This window comes from Devosia sp. GW821-FHT12F11 (assembly GCF_058806655.1).
In genome coordinates this window covers 145,696-164,836 of record NZ_JBXAPX010000002.1, presented here as the reverse complement: position 1 = coordinate 164,836, position 19,141 = coordinate 145,696, and the positions used below count along the sequence as shown (strand labels likewise).

Here is a 19,141-nt window from a genome sequence, read left to right as displayed (position 1 = left end):
CGGTCGTGGTCAAGGCTGTGGAACCCGGTCGCCGTAGAGCTCGTGCGCCAGCGTCAGGATCGCCTTGGGGGTGCGAGGCCCGAAGCCCAGCATGAACGCCCCGTCCACCTTCAACAGGTGCCCCTGCTGCAGCGCCGGCGACGCCGCGAGCGCCGCATTGGCCGCGAGGTCGGCCGAAAAGTCTCCGGCGCCGGAATTCTGCATCATCACCACATAGTCGGGGTTGGCGGTGATCACCGCCTCGTCGCTCAGCGTCTGGTAGCCCTGCATCTCGGCCAGCGGATTGATGCCGCCCGCGAGCGTGATGATGCCGTCGGCCGCCGTGCCTGACCCGGCGGCGCGGATCCTGCCCTCCTGCACCGAGATCACGAACAGCACGCGCTTGCGTTCGGCATCCGGAATCTGGCTTGTCGCCGCTTCGGCTGCCTTCAGCTCGGCATCGAGGGTCGCCGCCAGCGCCTCGGCCTTGTCGGTGACGCCGAGCGCCTGGCCGACCGCACGCACCTTGGCGAGGATGCCCTGGTGGCTGAAGTCCTCCGGCACCGTTACATAGGGGATCGAGCCCCTGGAGAGCACGTCGAGCGCCTCCGGCGGCCCGCTGCCTTCCACCACCAGCAGCGCCGATGGGTTCACCGACAGCACGCCTTCCGGCGACAGGGTTCGCATGTAGCCGACATCCGGCAGCGCCGTCGCCTCGGGTGGGAAGATGCCCGTGCTGTCACGGGCCACGACTCTGCCTTCCTCGCCCAGCGCATAGACGATTTCGAGCAGCGAGCCGCCGATCACCGCTACCCGCGAGGGGTCGGCGAACGGCGTGATCTCGGCGGCAAGGCCGGGGCCGGCAAGTCCGCCGATCGCGGCGAGGGTCATGAGGAAGCGAGGGAAACGCATGGGATACCTCAGGCGGCGGTGGATTGGTCGAGCTGGGGCAGGCCTTCGATCAGCGCGCGCCAGGCGGCGCGTTCGTCCACCCCTTCCTGGCGCTGGCCGAAGAACTGTATGATCAGCTTGTTGTCGGCGCCGAACGCCTCGATCGAGGTGACATGCCCATCGGCGGTCGGCTTGCGCACCGCCCACACCTCCTGGATCTGGTCGGCCCGGAGGTGAAGGTGGAAGCTCTCGTCCATGACGTTGATCCACGGACCCATCGCCTGCACCTGCTCGATCGGACCCGAGTGGATCTGGATGCAGCCGCGGCTGCCGACGAACGCCATGATCGGCAGCCCGCTGCCCGCCGCGCGCTCCAGCATGGCGCCGGCGGCGTTCGCCGCCAGCGGCCAGGCGAATTCGCGGTCGATGGTCTTGAGCGCCTGGTGCCGCGACAGGTTGAGCCGCTTGAGCATCGGGAAGAACTGATGCGTATCGGTCAGCCCCTGCCACGCCTCGCGCAGTTGCGCCGCGCTGGCCTGGGCCGCGGCGGCGTTCACCTCGCTGTCGTCCAGCTCCCGGATCTCGACCGTCTGCAACTGTTCGTCGGCCCTGAGCGTCTCGACCAGCGCCTGATAGGCGCCGAGGTCGGTCGCCGGCCGGCAGTGCACCTTGTGCACGGCGGTGCCGGCCGCGTCGAAGAACTGCAGCGAGCGGCGTACCGCACCGTCCTTGTCCGGCTTTTCGACCGCATAGGCCGAGGCCCAATGCGTCGGAAAGATGCGCAGGTCGATCTCTTCGCCGAGGACGATCGAGGCATGCCGGCCGAAGCGGGCCTTCTCGAACACCCCGATCTTTTCGTGCACGGCGTGCTCGTTGCGCGTCAGGCACATCACTTCGCCCAGCGCCGGCGCGCCGGCGAGCAGGGCCTCGACATCTGGCCTTAGCCGCACGCTGCCCGCGCCGACGAAAGCCGCCACCAGCTCCGCCTCGGAGATCTTCTGGATTCGCGCGAAATCACGCTCGCGCATTTCGGGATTGAGCTCACGCAGGCGGCGGATTTCCTCAGGCGATATCTGGCGGGCTTCGGGCAAGATGCGGCGTCCTCTTTCGATGCTGACGGGCGCCGGCTCCACTCGCCCCGCCTGTCACTTAAATCTTGACACTGAATATCAGGATTTATAAGCCACGCAATAGTGGAGTGCAGGAGTCATATTTTTATCGGCTCCGCCATGCCAGCCAGCATCTGCCAGCCAGTGCATGTTCCCGACGCCGGCAGCCGCCGGGCGTCCGTCATTGATTGGAGAAGGAAATGGGGCTGGTGGCACGTAACGCCGCGATCTTGCTTGGCGGCGTCGCCTTGGGGGCGAGCTTTGGGGCAGGGGCTGCCATGGCGCAGCCCGTCGGGACCAACTCGCAGTTCGTCACGCTGCTTGAGCGCATCGTCGTCGGCGCCGGCAAGGCCAAGATAGCGATCGATACGCCGCAGGCGGTGACGGTCGTCGACCAGGCCGACATCGATCAGAAGCAGGCCGGCACCATCGGCGAGATTCTCGACGACGTCCCGGGCGTCACCATGATCGGTTCGGAACGCGTGCTCGGCGAGAGCTTCAACATCCGCGGCATCGGCGCCGCCGAGACCTCCGGCGACGAGGCGCGCATCATCCTCACCGTTGATGGCGCGCGCAAGTTCTACGAGCAGTACCGCATGGGCTCGTTCTTCTCCGATCCCGAACTCTACAAGGCCGCCGAAGTGCTGCGCGGCCCGGCATCCTCGACGCTCTATGGCGCAGGCGCCTTCGGCGGGGTCATCAACTTTACCACCAAGGACGCCTCCGACTTCATCAAGGACGGCAAGACCGGCGCCGTGCGCCTCAAGGGCTCATACAGCTCCAACGGCAACGGCACGCTCGCCTCGGGCATCCTCGCGCATCGCATCAACGAGACCTTCGAAGTGCTGGCGGCCGGCAATTTTCGGCGTTCGGACATCGTGGATCTCGCCAATGGCGGCGAGTTGCCGGGTTCTGAATTTGCCGCTTGGTCCGGCCTGGTGAAGGGGACCATCCATCTCGATGCCGACCAGGTCGTACGCCTGTCCTACCAGCGCTGGAACAGCGATGCCGATCAGCAGGATTATGCCCAGACCGGCACGATCCCGATCGACAATCCGCAGAACTTCGGCCTCATCGATCGCACCGTCGACGACCAGACGGCGATCATCAGCTACGAGAACGAAGCCTCGGGCAACGATATGCTCGACCTCAAGGTCCAGCTGTCCTACTCCAACACCGCGGTGAGCCAGGAGAACCCGACCTCGCCGGTGCCGAGCAACATCTTCGTTGCCGACTACGGCTACCAGACCACTCAGCTCAACGTCGAGAACACCTCGAGCTTTTCGGGCGAGGGCTGGGAGAACTTCCTCACCTACGGCATCCAGGCGAGCCATCAGGACCGTGTCGCCGACCCGTTGAGCGGCACGCTGATCACCACCCATCCCGAGGGGACGTCATCGAGCGTCGGGGTGTTCGCGCAGAGCGAGCACACCATCAACGACGCGCTGACCGTGATTGCCGGCGCCCGCGCCGATTTCTCGACCCTCACCCCCAGCGAGACCGTCGTCGGCGCCAGCCCGAGCGAGGATGTCGCGATCTCGCCCAAGCTCGCCGCGCTTTACAAGTTCAACGAAAATTTCAGTGTGTTCGGCTCCGCCGCGCACACCGAACGCATGCCGACGCTGGACGAAATGTTCCAGTACTCCGGTACGCGCACCATGAATCCGAACCTCAAGAAGGAATACTCGGACAACTTCGAGCTCGGTTTCGCCACCCAGGCGGACGACATCGTCAAAAGTGGTGACAGCGTCGCCTTCAAGGCCACGGCGTTCCACAACGATATCACCGACGGCATCTACGCGAACCCGATCACCGCCAATGCGCCGTACTTCATCAACATTGCCGGCATGCGCATCTGGGGCCTCGAGCTCGAGGGCTCCTACGACAGCGACGTGATGTTCGCCCGTCTCGCCTATACCTATACCCGGGGCGTCTACACCGAGGACATGATCGCCACCAACCCGGCCAACAGCATCTTTGCCGGCGACGACGTCCGCTCGATCCCGCAGGACAAGCTGGTGCTGACCGTCGGCGGCCGGGCCCAGGATCTCGATCTCGAATACGGCACGCGCCTGACGCTGGCCGCTAGCCCGCTCACCGCGGCGACCACCGTCCCGGCGACGCCGATGCCGGAAGGCTGGGCCACGGTGGATGTGTTCGCCACCTGGAAGCCTGAGAGTGGCCAGTTCGAGGGCATGGAAGCGACCTTCGGCATCGACAACCTGTTCGATGCCGACTACCGCGAGAACCTGTCGATGGACCGCTCGAAGGGCCGCACCTTCAAGCTCACGCTGGCCAAGCAGTTCGACTACTGACGACAATGGGGTTCCGCCAACCCAGCGGAACCCCTCGTACCTGAACCTGAACTAGCGCCCGCTCCGGCTGGTCCGTGAATCCTGATCCAGCCGCAGCGGGTAGCGGGTCGGGTGATGGGTGGAGAGCGTCAGGTTGAGCGGGCGCTCGTCGACGTCGAACGCCATCTGCTCGACTCCCAGCACCGCCGCCGGCGGCGGCAGCTCCAGCAGCCGGCTCTCCTCAGCATCGGCCAGGCGGGCCGAGAGAATCGTGTGCCCGCGTTGCGGCAGCAGCCCATAGCGTCCGGCAAGCTCCGCATAGAGCGAGCTGTTCGGCGCCGTCCAGTCGAGCTCGAGAATTCCGGGAACGATCGCGGCCGGCATCCAGTCATGCGCGATGGCCACCGGCTGGTCGTCGATCAGCCGCAGGCGCCGGAGTGAGATCACCTGTTCGCCGGCGCCGAGTTGCAGCGCCCGCGCCACCTCCTCGGGGGCCTCCACCTGCGCGGCGGTCAGCAGCCGGCTGCCCGGCCGGCGGCCATGCGCGACGGCCGTGGCGGTAAAGCTGCGCAGCAGTTCGAGCTCATACACCCCCTTGGGCCGGCCGGTTGGGTAAAACCCCTTGCCAGGGTGGCTGCGCAAATGCCCCTCGAGCACCAGCTCGGTCATCGCCTGGCGGATGGTGATGCGGCTGACGCCGTACAGCTCGACCAGTTCGCGTTCCGAGGCGAGCTTGGCGCGTGGCGGGATGGTGCCGTCATCGAGCGCCCGCAGCAGGCGTTCCTTCACCTGCTTGTAGAGCGGTAGGGGATCGTCGCGCGTCACGCCGTTGGCCATGGCTTTGGGGTAACCGAACTGGTTGCGCTTTGGAAGCGGGGCCGCTCCCGGTGAAGAAACTTAGCCGTACGATTCCATCTTGCCTACCTATTATGACTGGATATGATCAGTTGCACTGAACGGGGGACGTCAGGGTGAAACTGGTCGTTGTCGGAGGGGGAGGGCTGCGCGCCCCGCTATTCGTCGACTCGGCACTACGCCGCGCCGCGCGGACCGGCCTCACCGAGATCTGCCTGATGGATGTCGACGCCGCGCAGCTCGAGCTGATCGGCGCCCTCGCCACCGAGCTGGCGCGGCGCGCCGGTGGTGCGGTCAGCATCTCCACCACCACCGATGCCGAAACCGCGTTTGCCGGCGCCAGCTATGTGGTGACCACGGTTCGCCCCGGCGGCATCGATGGCCGCATCGCCGACGAGCGCATCGCGCTGTCGCATGGCGTGTTGGGGCAGGAGACCACCGGGGCCGCCGGCTTCGCCATGGCGCTGCGCAGTATCCCCACAATCCTGAGCTATGCCGAGACGCTGGCCCGGGTCAGCCCCGAGGCCTGGCTGTTCAACTTCACCAACCCGGCCGGGCTCGTCACCCAGGCGCTGCGCGACGCCGGCTACACCAGAAGCGTCGGCATCTGCGACAGCGCGAACGGGGCGCAGGCGGCCATTGCCAGGTGGCTGCGGCTGCCCGAGCGTGCGGTGCGGGCCGAGGTGTTCGGGCTCAACCACCTGTCCTTCACCCGTCGCGCCGAAGTGGCCGGGCGCGACGTGCTGCCCGATGCGTTGGCCGATGACCGTTTCCTCGCCGGCACGGTGCAGCGGGTGTTCGCGCCGCATGTGGTGCGCCGCCACGGCGTGTGGCTCAACGAGTACCTCTACTACTACTATTACGCCGACGAGGCGGTGGCCGCCGGCGCCGCCGGCCCGACGCGCGGTGAAGAGATTCGCGCCCTCAACCAGCGGCTGCTGCCACGCTTGCGCCAAGCCGAACTGCTAGCCGACCCGGGGCAGGCGCTCGATGTCTATTTCGCCTACGAGCGCGAGCGCAGTGCAACCTACATGCAGCATACGCACGACGACGCCGAGCCGGTCGCGGCGGTGGCGCAAAGCCATGACGGTGAGGGCTATGCCGGCGTGGCGCTCGACCTGATCGAGGCGCTGCAGGGCGGCACGCCCATCCGCACCGGGCTCAACGTTCCCAATGAGGGCGCCATCGAAGGCTTGCGCGACAGCGACGTGGTCGAGGTCAGCTGTGTGGTCGATCACCACGGCATTCGGCCGCAGCCGATCGGCGCCATGCCCGATGCGCAGGGTTACCTGGTGAACTCGGTCAAGCATTACGAGCGGCTCACTGTGCAAGCGGTAGCCCAGCGCAGCCGCGCCCTGGCGGTGGAGGCGCTGGTGGCGCACCCGCTGGTGCTGTCCTATTCGCGCGCCGAGCCGCTGGTCGAAAAATTCCTCGCCGCGCATGCGGCCCATGTCGGGGAGTGGTTGTGATGCGCGCCGCCGACGTACTGCTCACCGGCGAATACTATTGCGACCTGATCTTCGCCGGTCTGCCCGGTGTGCCCAGGCTCGGCGCGGAACTGCTGGCGAGCGACCTCGCCGTGCTGCCCGGCGGCACCTACAACATCGCCCTGGCGCTGACCCGGCTCGGGCTCGATACCCACTGGGCCGCCGATTTCGGCTCCGACCTGTTCAGCGGCCTGGTGCTCGAGCAGGCGGCGCGCGACGGCCTCAGCCCCTTGCTGTTCAACCGCCTCGACCAGCCGCTGCGCCGCGTCACCTCGGTGTTTTCGTCCGGTGGCGACCGCGGCTTCCTCACCTATGGCGATGGCGCCATCGTGCCGCCGCCTGCCGGTACGCTCGACAAGGTCCGCCCCACCTGGCTGCTGCAGACCTTCCGCTTCGAGCCGGAATGGCTGGCCTTCATGCGCGAGGCCAAGGCGCGGGGGGCAAAGCTGTTTGCCGACTGTCGCGGCGGCGATTTCACCCTGGAGACGCCGGGGGTGCGGGAGTTCCTGAGCCTGCTCGATGTGTTCTCGCCCAATGAGGACGAGGCCGTTGCGCTGACCGGCATGCACCATCCCGCCAAGGCCGCAGCACAGCTCGCCGAACTGGTGCCGATCGTTGCCATCAAGCGTGGCGCCGCCGGTGCGCTGGTCAGCGACCAGGGCCGCTGGATCAAGGTCGCGGCGCCCGAAGTGGCGGTCAAGGACACCACCGGCGCCGGCGACACCTTCAATGGCGGGTTCCTCCTGGGGCTGTGCTCGGGGCGCTGCACCGAGGAGGCGGCCGAGCTGGCTGTGCTCGCCGGCTCGCTGTCGGTCACCGACTACGGCGCCTTGGCGGCCCCGACGCTGAACGCGCTCAGAAAATTCGCCGCCGAGCATGGCAAGGGAAAGATGTTTCTCGAAACAGCCTCGTAAGCCCGACGTAATCTTAGTAGTGATTGTCTATAGGATTTGTAGAGAATAAACACAGACCACAGACAAGGGAGTCCGAGATGACTAGGAAGTGGCTTGCCTACGCCTTCGCTGCTTTAGGATTAGTGTCTCCTGCGCTTGCGCAGTCGACGATTAGTTTTGGATATTGGGGCGACCCACCGGAACTGCCGCCATTCGAGGAAATCGTCTCGAAGTATCAGGCGGCTCACCCGGATGTGAAGATCGAGATTCAGCACGCTCCGTGGTCGGGTTACTTCACCCGGCTCGATGCGCAGCTCGCCGCCGGGGCCGGCCCCGACGTGTTCTTCATCACCAATGTGCCGAGCTACGCCTCGCGCGGCGCGCTGGCCCCGCTGGACGACCTGATCAAACAGAGCAACTTCCCGATCGACCAGTATGTGCCGAGCTCGCTCCTCACCCACAGCTACGAGGGCAAGCTCTATTCGATCCCGCGCGACAGCGCCCCGAGCGCCCTCTATTACAACTCCGATGCCTTCGACGCGGCAGGTGTCGCCTATCCGAACGCCGACTGGAAGTGGGCCGATCTGCGCGATGCGGCGATCAAGCTGACCACCAATGAGGGCGGCCGCATCACTCGCTATGGCCTGGCGCTCGAATCCAATGACTGGGCCACCTGGGTGCAGCAGAATGGCGGCAAGGTGTTCGACGATCCGCTGAAGCCGACGACCTTCCTGTTGGCCGAGCCGGCAGCGGTCGAGGCCATCCAGTATATCGGCGACCTGATCAACAAGGATAAGGTCACGCCCAACTTCCTCGAGGCCGAGCAGGCTGGCGGCACGGCCCAGCTGTTCAGTAGCGGCCAGGCCGCGATGGTGATCACCAACCCGTCGCGGCTCGGCACCTTCGCCGACGTACCGTTCAAGTGGGCGGTGGCGAACCTCCCCGCCGGCCCGACCGGTATTCACTCCAACCGCACCGGCGGCGCCGGCTTCGCCATCAACGCCAACAGCAAGAACCCGGAAGCGGCCTGGGCCTTCCTGCAATACCTCGCCGGCCCCGAGGGCCAGTCGATCTTTGCCGGCGCCAAGGCCGCGGCGGTGCCGGCGATGACCGGCAACGAGACGGTGCGGGCCGCCTTCAAGGCGCCGTTCGGCGACGTGTTCCTGAGGGAGGCTGATGTCGGCGAGCAGTTCCCGCAATTCCCGCGCTTCGTCGATCTCTCCAACCTCTACATCCAGCCGGCGCTGGATCTGGTGTGGAATGGTGAGAGCAGTGCGGCTGATGCGCTCGGCGGCATCAAGGACAAGGTCAACGCCGAACTGGCCAAGTAGTCGAAACAGCAGGCCACTCTGCCGGCCGGGACGCCATCGGGCGCCCCGGCCCTTCCGGAGCGTTTCAAGCGAAACGCTCGAAGTTTTGATCGCTCTAGCAACGGATCTGACCCATGCGCGTCTTCGATGCACACGTTCACTACGGCTTCTGGGACAAGCTGTTCTCGCGCGGCGCCGAGATCGGCTTCCTCGAGGCGCTGTCCGATACCTGCGAAGCGTCGGGGATCGAGAAGGTCGCGCTCCTCGCCAATCCCGGCCGCGGCAATGACGCGCTGGCCGGTGCGCTGGAGCGCCGACCCGACCTGATCATCGCGTTGGGTCGGCTCGAGCTCGACAAGGACCCGGTGACGCTGGTCGAGGATTTCTACCAGCGCGGCTTTCACGGCATCAAGGTGACCGGCGTCTCGCGCAATTACGATGACCCGGCCTATTACCCGTTCTACGAGGCGGCGCAGGCGCGCGGTCTCCGCATCCTGTTCCACACCGGCATTCTCGGCGGCCCGGTCGACTACCTCGAAGGCGGCAAGGAGGATGCCTGGAAGGCCATCCCCGAGGGCGCCGACGAGGAGGCGCTGGTCACCCGGCTGTCGCGCGGCATCAAGCGCGAGCGCTACGGCTTCTCCAGCGCCCGCATGCAGCCGATCTACCTCGACACCATCGCCTTCTATTTCCCCGAGCTGTTCATCATCGGCGCGCATCTGGGCTGGCCGGATTACCGCACCGCCTGCGCCATCGCGCGCTGGCGCCCGCGGCTCTATTTCGACATCAGCGGCGGCGACGTGGTGCACAACCACATCGTCGAGGGCGGCTATATCGGCAAGGAAATCTCACCGCGCAAACTCGTGTACGGCTCGGATTCCGACCTGCGTCGGGTGAAGGGCGATATCGAACGCTGGAAGGCCGCCTTCGACACCATGGGCCTCAGCGCCGACGACCAGGATCGGATCTTCTACCGCAACGCCGCCTATATCTACGGGATCGACAAATAGTGGCCCGAAGTCGGGCCAAGCTGACGCGGGTAGCGCTCGCCGAGGAGCGGGCGGCCTGGCTGTTCCTCACGCCCAGCCTCGTGCTGTTCGCCATCTTCACCGCTATCCCGGTGATCTCGGCCTTCTTCATCTCGTTCACCCAGTGGAACCTGTTCAATGAGGTGACCTGGGTGGGCCTAGGCAATTACCTGGAGCTCGCCAAGGACGAGATCTTCGCCAAGGTGCTCGGCAACACCGCCTATTTCGTGCTGGCCTCGGTGCCGGTGCAGATCGTCCTGGCGTTGCTCTGCGCCTTGGTGCTCAACCGCGGCATCAAGGGGCAGACCTTCTTCCGCGTCGTCTATTTCCTGCCGGTGGTCACCAGCACCATCGCCGCGGCGCTGGTCTGGGCCTGGCTGTTCAACTCCAATTTCGGGCTGATCAACGCGGGCCTCAGCCTCGTTGGCGTCACGGACCTGCCCAAGTGGATGGGCTCTACCCGCTGGGCCATGCCGGCCATCATCATCGTCTCGATCTGGCAGAACCTCGGCTATGCCATGGTGCTGTTCCTCGCCGGGCTGCAGAACATCGGCAAGGATGTGCATGACGCCGCCGCGCTCGATGGCGCCACCGGCTGGGACCGCTTCTGGCATATCACGCTGCCGCTGCTTTCGCCCACCACCTTCTTCGTCCTGGTGATCTCGATCATCGGCAGCTTCCAGGTGTTCGAGCTGGTGCTGGTGATGACCAAGGCCGGCCCCGCCAACGCCACCAACACGCTGGTCTACTACATCTACCAGAACGGCTTTCAGTTCTATCAGATGGGCTATGCCAGCGCCGCGGCGATGGTGCTGTTCCTGATCGTCCTCGCCTTCACATTGGTGCAGTACAGGCTGCAGCGCCGCTGGGTGCATTATGGGTAAGACCGCCACCGACTGGGTGCTGTTCGTGGTCCTGCTTGTCGGCGCGCTGCTGATGAGCGGTCCGTTCGTCTGGATGATCGCGACCTCGTTCAAGCCGGCGGCGGACGTCTTCCAGTTCCCGCCGACCCTGTTCACCGCCGACCCGCAAATCGAAAACTACATCCGCATCTTCTCGACCATCCCGTTCGGCCGGGCCATGGCCAACAGCCTCGTCGTCTCGGTGCTGGTGACGCTGTTGCAGCTCATCACCTGTTCGATGGCCGCCTATGCCTTTGCCTGCCTGAGGTTTCGCGGCCGTGAAGTGCTGTTCCTCATCTACCTCGCGGCGCTGATGGTGCCCTCGCAGGTGACGCTGATCCCCAACTTCATCCTGATCAAGACGCTCGGCTGGATCGACACTTACCAGGGGCTGATCCTGCCCTACGCCTTCTCGAGCTTCGGCACCTTCCTGCTCCGGCAGTATCTCAAGTCGATCCCCGCCGAACTGCTCGAAGCCGCCCGCATCGATGGCGCCTCGCACGCCCAGATCTACCTCACCATCGTCTTGCCGCTGGCCAAACCCGCTTTGGGCGCGCTGGCCATTTTCACCTTCGTGGCGCAATGGAACAACTTCCTCTGGCCGCTGATCACCACCACCAAGCCCGACATGCAGGTGGCGATCGTCGCGCTGGCGACGTTGCAGGGCCAGTACAACACCGATTGGCCCCTGCTGATGACCGGCAGCGTTATCGCCATCGTCCCGGTGCTGCTGGTCTTCGTCTTCGGCAATCGCGCCTTCATTGCCGGCCTCACCACTGGAGCCTTTGGCGGGCGCTGACGCGGGGTGGTTGAAAAGCCGCAATCGTGCTTCGATTTCGGCACGCGCTTCGGTTACGGCTTCAGGCATTGCCGCGCTGGGACCCCGCCCCCAATCATGCTGACTTACGTTGCCGATCTGTTGTCCCCGTTCTGGGGGCCCGCCCGCCTGCTATCGTCCTTCGTGATCCTCGCCACTGTGGGCTCGCTGGTCTCGGCACTGGCAACGCTGTTCCTCTTGCCCAAACTCTGGGATCGGCTGCCGCGCGACCGGGGAAGGGCCCATGCGGTGGGCGCCGCCGACAGCGTCGGCAAGCCCGTCGGCGTCGGGCTCATGATGATCCTGATCCTTGTCGCCATCGTCGCGCTGTTCTCGCCGGTCGACCCGCACATCTACTTCTGCATGGGCGCGGTGCTGCTCGCCTCCTGCGTCGGCTTCATCGATGACCGCACCGGCGGCCTGAGCGAACTGACGCTGGGCCTGACCGACCTGCTGGTGGCGCTGTTCGTCTGCGTCGTGCTGCTCTGGGGGCAAGATACCAAGCTGTGGCTGCCGTTCACCCCCATGGTGTTCGACATCCCGTTCTGGCTGGGGCTGCTGATCTACGCGCCGGTGGTCTGGCTCTGCATCAACGCCGTCAACTGCAATGACGGCGTCGACGGTGTGTCGGGCTCGCTCTCGGCAGTGACCATCGCTGCCCTCGGCTTCATCCTCTACATGGTGGTCGGCGATGCGGCGAACGCCAAATACCTGCTGATCCCGTTCCGCGAGGATGCCGCGAACTGGGCAATCGTCGCCGCCATCTTCTGTGGCGTCATCGTCGGCTACCTGTGGCACAACGCACCGCCCAGTGCAGCGCTGATGGGCGATGCCGGTTCACGCCCCATCGGGCTGTTCGTCGGCATCTGCATCGTGGTGTCGGGCAACCCGGCGATGATCTTCTTTGTTGCCCCGCTGATGCTGTTCAATGGGGCCACCGGCCTAGCCAAGGTGGCGCTGATCCGGGTGTTCGGCTTGCGGATCCTGAGCTCGATCCGCTTCCCGTTCCACGATCACGCCCGCAAGAACCTCAACTGGTCGAACTCCCAGGTGCTGCTGCGCTTCCTGCTCATCCACCTCGCCAGCCTGTGGTTCCTCGTCATCATCCTGCTCAAGGTGCGGTGAGCTGAAAGCTCACCTGCAACTAGAGATGAAAATCACCCGAGGATTCCGGTTGGTAGAGCACCTTCTCGATCACGATGCGCCGGGTTCGATCCGAAACGCTCCAGTCGATGGCGTCGCCCTCCTGATAGCCCAGGATCGCGGCGCCGACGTCAGAAAGGACCGATAGTTTTCCTGAGCGCTCGTCCGCGGCCTGCGGATAGACAAGCGCCACTTCCATTGCCTCGTCGTCCAGCTGCAGCAGCACCCTGGAGTTCATCGTCACGACATCCCTCGCGACATGCTGAGGATCCACGACAATGGCTCTTTCGATCTCGTGTTCAAGTTCGACCGCTGCCGGACCGTGTTCATACTCGATCAGGCTCTTGAGCCGGGTCTTGTCGATCTCGGTAATGTAGATGTCGGCGGTATCTCCCATGGCGCTTTCACGCAGCAGTCGGAGGTATCGGCCGGCGGTCATGGACAGTGACTTGAGCGTCGGCGTCTCGCGGTCAACAAGAAAACCGCAGCGCTGAAAAGCATTCAGCGAGCGCGTATTGTCCGGGTGGATCTTGGCGATGAGTTTCTCGGCCCGCATGTCGAGGAAGGCGAGCTTCATACCTTCGCGGATGGCGCTGGCGCCGAGCTTGCGACCCCAGTTGTGGTGGTCGCCGATGACCAGAACGATTTCGCACTCAGGGCCGGTCTTGACCAGACGGACGAAGCCGACGGGGACGTCATTTCGATCGTAGGTCATGAAGAAGCGGCCACCCTGGTTGAACAGGTGGGTCAGGATCGGCAGCTGAGTGCGATCGATGGCTTGCGCGATGAACCGGGAAACATGACGTGAATCGCTCAGGTAGCAGGTGACGCGGTCATCTTCCAACCAGTCCATCAGGATCAGTGCGTGTGTCCGAGTGATCTCCGGACGCAACGAAACAAAAGGCTTGTTCATCTTCGCCACCTTCGGTCGTAAGAATGAAAGCCTGTCATGGCCTACGGCCATGCTGGTTCTTTCGGCTCAGTGCTGAATAGGACCGTGCACCCTTAGCAAAGCCCGACCCCTGAGGCCAGCGTCGGCGAGCGCGCCCGATCCCGAGGGCGTCTCAAGCCGCGGCGATCAGCGCCTTGGTGTAATCCTCGGCAATGGCGCCCGAGCGCAGCTGCTCGCGGGTCAGCGTTTCCACCGGCTGGGCGTTGCGCATCACCATCAGCCGCTCGCACATGTAGCTGATCACCGCCAGGTCATGGCTGACGATCACGAAGGTGAGGCCGAGCTCCTTGCGGAGCCGGTTGAGCAGGTTGAGGATTTCGGCCTGGATCGACACGTCGAGCGCCGAGGTCGGCTCGTCCAGCAGCAGCAGTTTCGGGCTGAGCGCCAGGGCGCGGGCAATGGCGACGCGCTGCCGCTGGCCGCCCGAGAGCTCGTGCGGGAAGCGGAACTGGAATTTCCTGCCAAGTCCGATCAGTTCCAGGAGCTCCGCGGTGCGGCGCTCGGGGTTGGCGATGCCGTTGATCTTCATCGGTTCGGCGATCTGCTGGCCGATGACGTAGCGTGGATGGAGCGACGAGTAGGGGTCCTGGAACACCATCTGGACCACCTTCGCCAGTTGCTTACGCGGCGTCTTGCGGACGTCGAGGCCATCGACGGTGATGCTGCCGTTCCAGGTCGCGTTGAGCCCCATGACGGTGCGAAGGATGGTGGATTTGCCCGAGCCGGATTCGCCGACGAGCCCAAAACTCTCGCCCGGCTGCACCGCAAAGCTGGTGTCGCGCACCGCCAGCTTGCCGGAGAATTCTACGTTGAGGTTGCGGATTTCGAGCATCAGGCAGCTCCCGCCCAGCTGGCTTCGCGGTTGAGCACCGGCAGCGGTTCCAGCGAGCCATCGATCTGCGGCAGGCAGGACAATAGCCCGCGCGTGTAAGGGTGCGTCGCCTCGTGCAGTCGGCTCGCTTCGATGCTTTCGACGATGCGGCCGGCATACATGACGATCACCCGATCGCAGAATTTCGAGACGAGGTTGAGATCGTGGCTGATGAAGATCAGCCCCATGCCACGCCGCGTCACCAGTTCGTCGAGGATCGACAGCACCTGGGTGCGCACTGTCACGTCGAGCGCCGAAGTGGGCTCGTCGGCAATCAGCAGGTCCGGCTCGCGCACCACCATCATGCCGATCATCACGCGCTGCCCCATACCGCCCGACAGTTCATGTGGGTAGAGCGCAAACACCCGTTCCGGCTCGCGGATATGCACCGCCTCGAGGATGCCCAGCGCCTTCTTCCTGGCGTCGCTGCCGGAGATGCGGCGGTCGCCGATGCGGATCGCTTCGACGATCTGCTTGCCGACCGTCATGACCGGGTTCAGCGAGAATTTCGGATCCTGCAGGATCATGCCCATCCGCCCGCCGCGCAGCGAACGTCGGAGCTTCGGGCTGGCCGATTTGAGGTCGATGCCGTCGAACTGCATCTTGTCGACGCTGATCCGCGCGTAGGGCGGCAGCACGCCGAGCAGCGCACGGCCGGTGAGGCTCTTGCCCGAACCGCTCTCACCGACGATGCCGAGCTTCTCGCGCCCCAGCTTCAGCGACACGCCGCGCACGGCATCATTGTAGCCGCCTTCGTCGTTGCGGAAGGCGACGCGGAGGTTTTCGATCTCGACGAGGTCACTCATTTGCGCTGCCTCAGGTGCGGATCGAGCAGGTCGCGCATGGCGTCGCCCAGCAGGTTGAAGCCGAGCGACACGGTGAAGATCGCGATGCCGGGCACCGTCGCCACCCACCACTGGTCGAAGATGAACTTGCGGCCAGTGGAGATCATGGCGCCCCACTCGGGCAGTGGCGGCTGTGCCCCGAGCCCGATGAAGCCAAGACCGGCGGCGGTGAGGATGATGCCCGCCATGTCGAAGGTCATGCGCACGATCACCGAGCTCAGGCACATCGGGATGACGTGGAACACGATGATGCGGAACTCGCTGGCCCCGGCGAGCCGCACGGCGTTGACGTAGTCCGAGTTGCGCACGATCAGCGCTTCGGCCCGCGCGAGGCGTGCATAGGGCGGCCAGGCGGTGAGCGTGATGGCGAGCGCCGCGTTGGTGATGCCGGGCCCGAGCGCCGCAACGAACGCCAGCGCCAGGAGCAGCTTGGGGATGGCGAGGAACACGTCGGTGATGCGCATGAAAATCACGTCGACCCAGCCGCCCACCGTGCCCGAAACAGCGCCGATGATCAGCCCGATCGGCGCCGAGGTGACGATCACCAGCGCCACGATCAAGAGCGTCAGCTGCGAGCCGTAGACGACGCGCGAGTAGATGTCGCGGCCGAGCTCATCGGCGCCGAGCCAGTAGGTGGCGCTCGGCGCCGCGAGGCGGTCGGCGAGGTTCGGCAAATACGGATCATGGGTCGCCAGAAACGGCGCGAAGGCGGCGCAGAACAGCAGCACCACCACAATGACCAACCCGACCACGCCCAGCGGGTTGCGCATGAAACGGCGGGTGAAAATCTTGAACTCGGCCCAGCGGGCGGCGCGCACCGCGCGCTTCGGATCGTCGACGAGATCGGGGGTGACGCTCATTTGGCGAACTCCCGTGAGCGCGGATCGAGTGCCCGGTACAGCACATCGCTCAGCATGTTGAGAAGGATGAACACCACGCCCACCAGCAGCGTGCCACCCAGCACGGCGTTCATGTCGGCGGCGAACAGCGAGGAATAGATGTAGTTGCCGATACCCGGCCACGAGAAGATCGTCTCGATCAGCACCGAACCCTCGAGCAGCCCGCCATAGCTCAGCGCGATGACGGTAACGAGCGGGATCGCGGCGTTACGCAGCGCATGCCCGGCGACGGCGCGGAACTCGCTGGCGCCCTTCAGCCTGGCGGTCAGCACATACTCGCGGCTCAACTGGTCCAGCATCACCGAGCGCGTCATGCGCGAGATATAGGCGAGGCTGTAATAGCCGAGCAGCATCGCCGGCAGGATCATGTGGCTGATCGCGTTGAGGAAGATTTCCCACTCGCCGGCGATGGCGCTGTCGATCAGGATCGAGCCGGTGATGCGGTCGACGACGCCGACATAGAACACATCAAGCTGACCCGGGCCCGAGACCCAGCCGAGCAGGTAGTAGAAGACAAAGAGGCCAACGAGGCCGAGCCAGAACACCGGCACCGAATAGCCCACGAGGCCGACGACGCGCAGCACATGGTCGGGCCACTTCTCATGCCAATAGGCCGAGGCGACACCCATGGGGACGCCCAGTACGACGCCGATGATCAAGCCGATAGTGGAAAGCTCGAGGGTCGCGGGGAAGAAATTGAGCAGGTCGGTGAGCACCGGCCGGGACGTCGAGAACGAGGTGCCGAAGTCGCCGCGCAGCAGCTTGCCCAGATAATCCCAGAACTGCGCCCAGATCGGTTTGTCGAGCCCGAGCTCGAGATAGACCTTCTGGTACACCTCCGGCGTCGCCTTCTCGCCCACGATGGAGAGCACCGGGTCGATCGGCAGCACGCGGCCGATGAAGAAGGTGAGGGCAGCGAGCCCGATGAGCGTGATCGCCACCGTGATCAGCCATGAGCCGATATCGATGAACAGGCGGAGGGGTTTGGATGCAGCGGTCAATGGTGGCCCTAGCTTGGTGTGTGGCCATTCCACCCCCCTCCCAAACACCCCCGCAAGGGGGGAGGTGCCGATTTGTGGGTGCGGCTCGATCGGAGCCAAAAGCCACCGGCGGACACCCTCCCCCTTGCGGGGAGGGTTGGGGAGGGGGTGGAGGCAGGCACGGGACCGGAGCCGAAACCCCGATCCCTGGTTCAGTTTATTCCTTCGTCACGCCGCCATAGCGGTCATCGGAGAAGGTGATGCCGAGCACCACGCCCTTGACGTTCTTGCGCATGGCAACCTTGCGGCTGTCCTGGAACATGAACACGAACGGCGAGGTGTCGGTGTGCAGCCGCTGGGCTTCGTCGTAGAGCGCCTTGCGCTTTTCGACATCCTGCTCCTGCACCGCCTGGTTCACCAGCTCGGAGACCTTGCCTGAATTCCAGCCGAAGCGGTCGGCGAGGTTGCCCTTGCCGCCATCCGGGTCGGACGGATCATGGTTGCCGAAGGCCTTGGCGTTCGAGTGCGGATCGGGATAGTCCGGGCCCCACAGGCCGAACCAGACGTCGAGGTCGTGCGAGCGATAGCGGTCGAGCCACGGGCCGCCGTCCACCACCTGCAGGTCGAGATCGACGCCGATCTGGCTGAGCGTGGCCTGCACGGCCTGGGCGTAATCGGGGTAGGGCGGCACGTTCCACACCACGGTCGCAAGCTTGATCGGCGTGGCGACGCCGGACTCGGCGATCAGCGCCTTGGCCTTCTCGATGTTGAGCGAGTAGGGGTTGTAGTTGATGCCACCGCCCAGGAAGCCGTCGGGGATCATGGTCTGGTGCACCTTGATGGTGCCCTTGCCGATGGTGTCGGCGATGCCCTGGTAATCGACGCCATACTTGATGGCTTCGACGACCTTCGGGTTGCTCAGCGCTGCGTTACGCATGTTGAGGCCGAAATAGTACATCGTCGAGGAGACACCCTCGAGGATCTGCACATCGGCGTTGGCCGACACGGCACCGATATCGTCGGGCCCGAGCTTGTTGGCGATATCGATATCGCCCTTCTCGAGCGCCAGGCGCTGCGTCGCCGATTCCGGCATGTGCTGCAGGAAGATGCGGTCGACGCCCGGGGCGGTGCCCCAGTAGTTCTCGTTGCGGCTGAGCAGGATCGAGACCTTCGGATCCCACTTGGTCAGCACGTACGGACCCGAGCCAGCCGAGTTGTCGGCCTTCAGCCAGGCATTGCCGTAGTCGTTGGTGCCGGCTTCGGTCTTGCCTTCGTGCTGCTTGACGATGGCCGAGTCGACGATGCCGCCGGTGTAACCCGAGAGCACGTAGAGCACGAAGCTCGGGGCATATTTCTGGTCGACGACGAGCTGCAGGGTCTGCGGGTCGATTGCCTTGATGTTCTCCGCCACGTTGTCCTTGTTCAGGCCGAACTGGGTGAGGATGAACGAGATGCGGCTGTCGAGCAGGATGACGCGCTGCAGCGAGTATTCGGCGTCGGCGGCCGTCACCGGATTGCCCGAGGCGAACTTGGCGTTCGGGTTCATCTTGAAGGTGAAGGTCTTGCCGTCTTCCGACACCGACCAGCTCTCGGCGAGGACGCCGGTGATCTTGGTCGGGTCCTTCGGATCGAAGCTGACCAGCGGCTGGTAGATCTGCTGGCTGGCGAGCACGCCGCCCACTTCCGACACTTCGGCCGGGTCCAGCGTGATGATGTCGTCGATCGCATCGGCGATGACGAGGGTATTCTTGGGTGTTTCGGCGATCGCTCCGGACGCGGTCATCACCGCGCCGACGGCAACCGCCATAAGCGTCTTGAACAAACGCATGACAGTCTCCCTGGTTGAAGTCGTCAGTCTCCGGCTGATGAGGCCGGTTATCGTCGTA

Annotated in this window: 17 protein-coding genes; 8 read left to right on the top strand and 9 right to left on the bottom strand. The window is 64.9% G+C overall.

Annotated elements, in window-relative coordinates; genetic code table 11:
• Positions 1-9 precede the first annotated feature (9 nt).
• Entirely contained in the window at positions 10-891 is an 882-nt protein-coding gene (locus AC1ROK_RS06410; RefSeq protein WP_492845012.1) for a heme/hemin ABC transporter substrate-binding protein, read from the bottom strand.
• Positions 892-899: 8 nt separating this feature from the next.
• Positions 900-1,961, bottom strand: a complete 1,062-nt coding sequence (locus AC1ROK_RS06405) for a hemin-degrading factor (RefSeq protein ID WP_492845010.1) — start codon at positions 1,959-1,961, stop codon at positions 900-902.
• Between the two features lie 227 nt (positions 1,962-2,188).
• Here AC1ROK_RS06405 and AC1ROK_RS06400 point away from each other — a divergent pair, with 227 nt between their 5' ends.
• Complete coding sequence (locus AC1ROK_RS06400) at positions 2,189-4,294, top strand: TonB-dependent receptor domain-containing protein (protein WP_492845008.1); 2,106 nt, start codon at positions 2,189-2,191, stop codon at positions 4,292-4,294.
• A 51-nt stretch (positions 4,295-4,345) separates the two neighbouring features.
• On the opposite strand, the gene AC1ROK_RS06395 is transcribed toward AC1ROK_RS06400, so the two are convergent.
• Positions 4,346-5,110 carry a GntR family transcriptional regulator gene (locus AC1ROK_RS06395; RefSeq protein WP_492845006.1) on the bottom strand — a complete coding sequence of 255 codons (765 nt, stop codon included), beginning with the start codon at positions 5,108-5,110 and terminating at the stop codon, positions 4,346-4,348.
• Between the two features lie 134 nt (positions 5,111-5,244).
• On the opposite strand from AC1ROK_RS06395, the gene AC1ROK_RS06390 reads away from it, so the two are divergent.
• The 7 genes from AC1ROK_RS06390 (at position 5,245) to AC1ROK_RS06360 (ending at position 12,690) form a co-directional block, all read left to right on the top strand.
• Complete coding sequence (locus AC1ROK_RS06390; protein WP_492845004.1) at positions 5,245-6,597, top strand: family 4 glycosyl hydrolase; 1,353 nt, start codon at positions 5,245-5,247, stop codon at positions 6,595-6,597.
• Positions 6,597-7,529 carry a carbohydrate kinase family protein gene (locus tag AC1ROK_RS06385; protein ID WP_492845002.1) on the top strand — a complete coding sequence of 311 codons (933 nt, stop codon included), beginning with the start codon at positions 6,597-6,599 and terminating at the stop codon, positions 7,527-7,529. Before AC1ROK_RS06390 ends, AC1ROK_RS06385 begins: the two co-directional genes overlap by 1 nt.
• A gap of 122 nt (positions 7,530-7,651) precedes the next feature.
• A complete protein-coding gene (locus AC1ROK_RS06380; RefSeq protein ID WP_492845000.1) occupies positions 7,652-8,839 on the top strand; it encodes an ABC transporter substrate-binding protein in 1,188 nt (395 codons plus the stop codon).
• 113 nt (positions 8,840-8,952) lie between these two features.
• Positions 8,953-9,828, top strand: a complete 876-nt coding sequence (locus AC1ROK_RS06375; protein WP_492844998.1) for an amidohydrolase family protein — start codon at positions 8,953-8,955, stop codon at positions 9,826-9,828.
• Positions 9,828-10,730: a carbohydrate ABC transporter permease gene (locus tag AC1ROK_RS06370; RefSeq protein ID WP_492844996.1), complete on the top strand. Its 903-nt coding sequence runs from the start codon at positions 9,828-9,830 to the stop codon at positions 10,728-10,730. Before AC1ROK_RS06375 ends, AC1ROK_RS06370 begins: the two co-directional genes overlap by 1 nt.
• Positions 10,723-11,547 (top strand): carbohydrate ABC transporter permease, encoded by an 825-nt coding sequence (locus AC1ROK_RS06365; protein WP_492844994.1) that lies wholly within the window; start codon positions 10,723-10,725, stop codon positions 11,545-11,547. The genes AC1ROK_RS06370 and AC1ROK_RS06365 overlap by 8 nt, the downstream gene beginning before the upstream one ends.
• Positions 11,548-11,643: 96 nt before the next feature.
• Complete coding sequence (locus AC1ROK_RS06360; protein ID WP_492844992.1) at positions 11,644-12,690, top strand: MraY family glycosyltransferase; 1,047 nt, start codon at positions 11,644-11,646, stop codon at positions 12,688-12,690.
• Between the two features lie 19 nt (positions 12,691-12,709).
• On the opposite strand, the gene AC1ROK_RS06355 is transcribed toward AC1ROK_RS06360, so the two are convergent.
• The 6 genes from AC1ROK_RS06355 to AC1ROK_RS06330 form a co-directional block, all read right to left on the bottom strand.
• Positions 12,710-13,621 carry a bifunctional GNAT family N-acetyltransferase/nucleoside diphosphate kinase regulator gene (locus AC1ROK_RS06355; protein ID WP_492844990.1) on the bottom strand — a complete coding sequence of 304 codons (912 nt, stop codon included), beginning with the start codon at positions 13,619-13,621 and terminating at the stop codon, positions 12,710-12,712.
• A 151-nt stretch (positions 13,622-13,772) separates the two neighbouring features.
• Positions 13,773-14,492: an ABC transporter ATP-binding protein gene (locus AC1ROK_RS06350; RefSeq protein ID WP_492844988.1), complete on the bottom strand. Its 720-nt coding sequence runs from the start codon at positions 14,490-14,492 to the stop codon at positions 13,773-13,775.
• Complete coding sequence (locus AC1ROK_RS06345; RefSeq protein WP_492844986.1) at positions 14,492-15,337, bottom strand: ABC transporter ATP-binding protein; 846 nt, start codon at positions 15,335-15,337, stop codon at positions 14,492-14,494. Before AC1ROK_RS06345 ends, AC1ROK_RS06350 begins: the two co-directional genes overlap by 1 nt.
• Positions 15,334-16,236, bottom strand: coding sequence for an ABC transporter permease (locus tag AC1ROK_RS06340; protein WP_492844984.1), 903 nt, complete (start codon positions 16,234-16,236; stop codon positions 15,334-15,336). Before AC1ROK_RS06340 ends, AC1ROK_RS06345 begins: the two co-directional genes overlap by 4 nt.
• Positions 16,233-17,276 carry an ABC transporter permease gene (locus tag AC1ROK_RS06335; RefSeq protein ID WP_492844982.1) on the bottom strand — a complete coding sequence of 348 codons (1,044 nt, stop codon included), beginning with the start codon at positions 17,274-17,276 and terminating at the stop codon, positions 16,233-16,235. The genes AC1ROK_RS06340 and AC1ROK_RS06335 overlap by 4 nt, the downstream gene beginning before the upstream one ends.
• A 196-nt stretch (positions 17,277-17,472) precedes the next feature.
• On the bottom strand, positions 17,473-19,083 hold the full coding sequence (locus AC1ROK_RS06330; RefSeq protein ID WP_492844980.1) for an ABC transporter substrate-binding protein: 1,611 nt from the start codon (positions 19,081-19,083) through the stop codon (positions 17,473-17,475).
• Between the last annotated feature and the right edge of the window lie 58 nt (positions 19,084-19,141).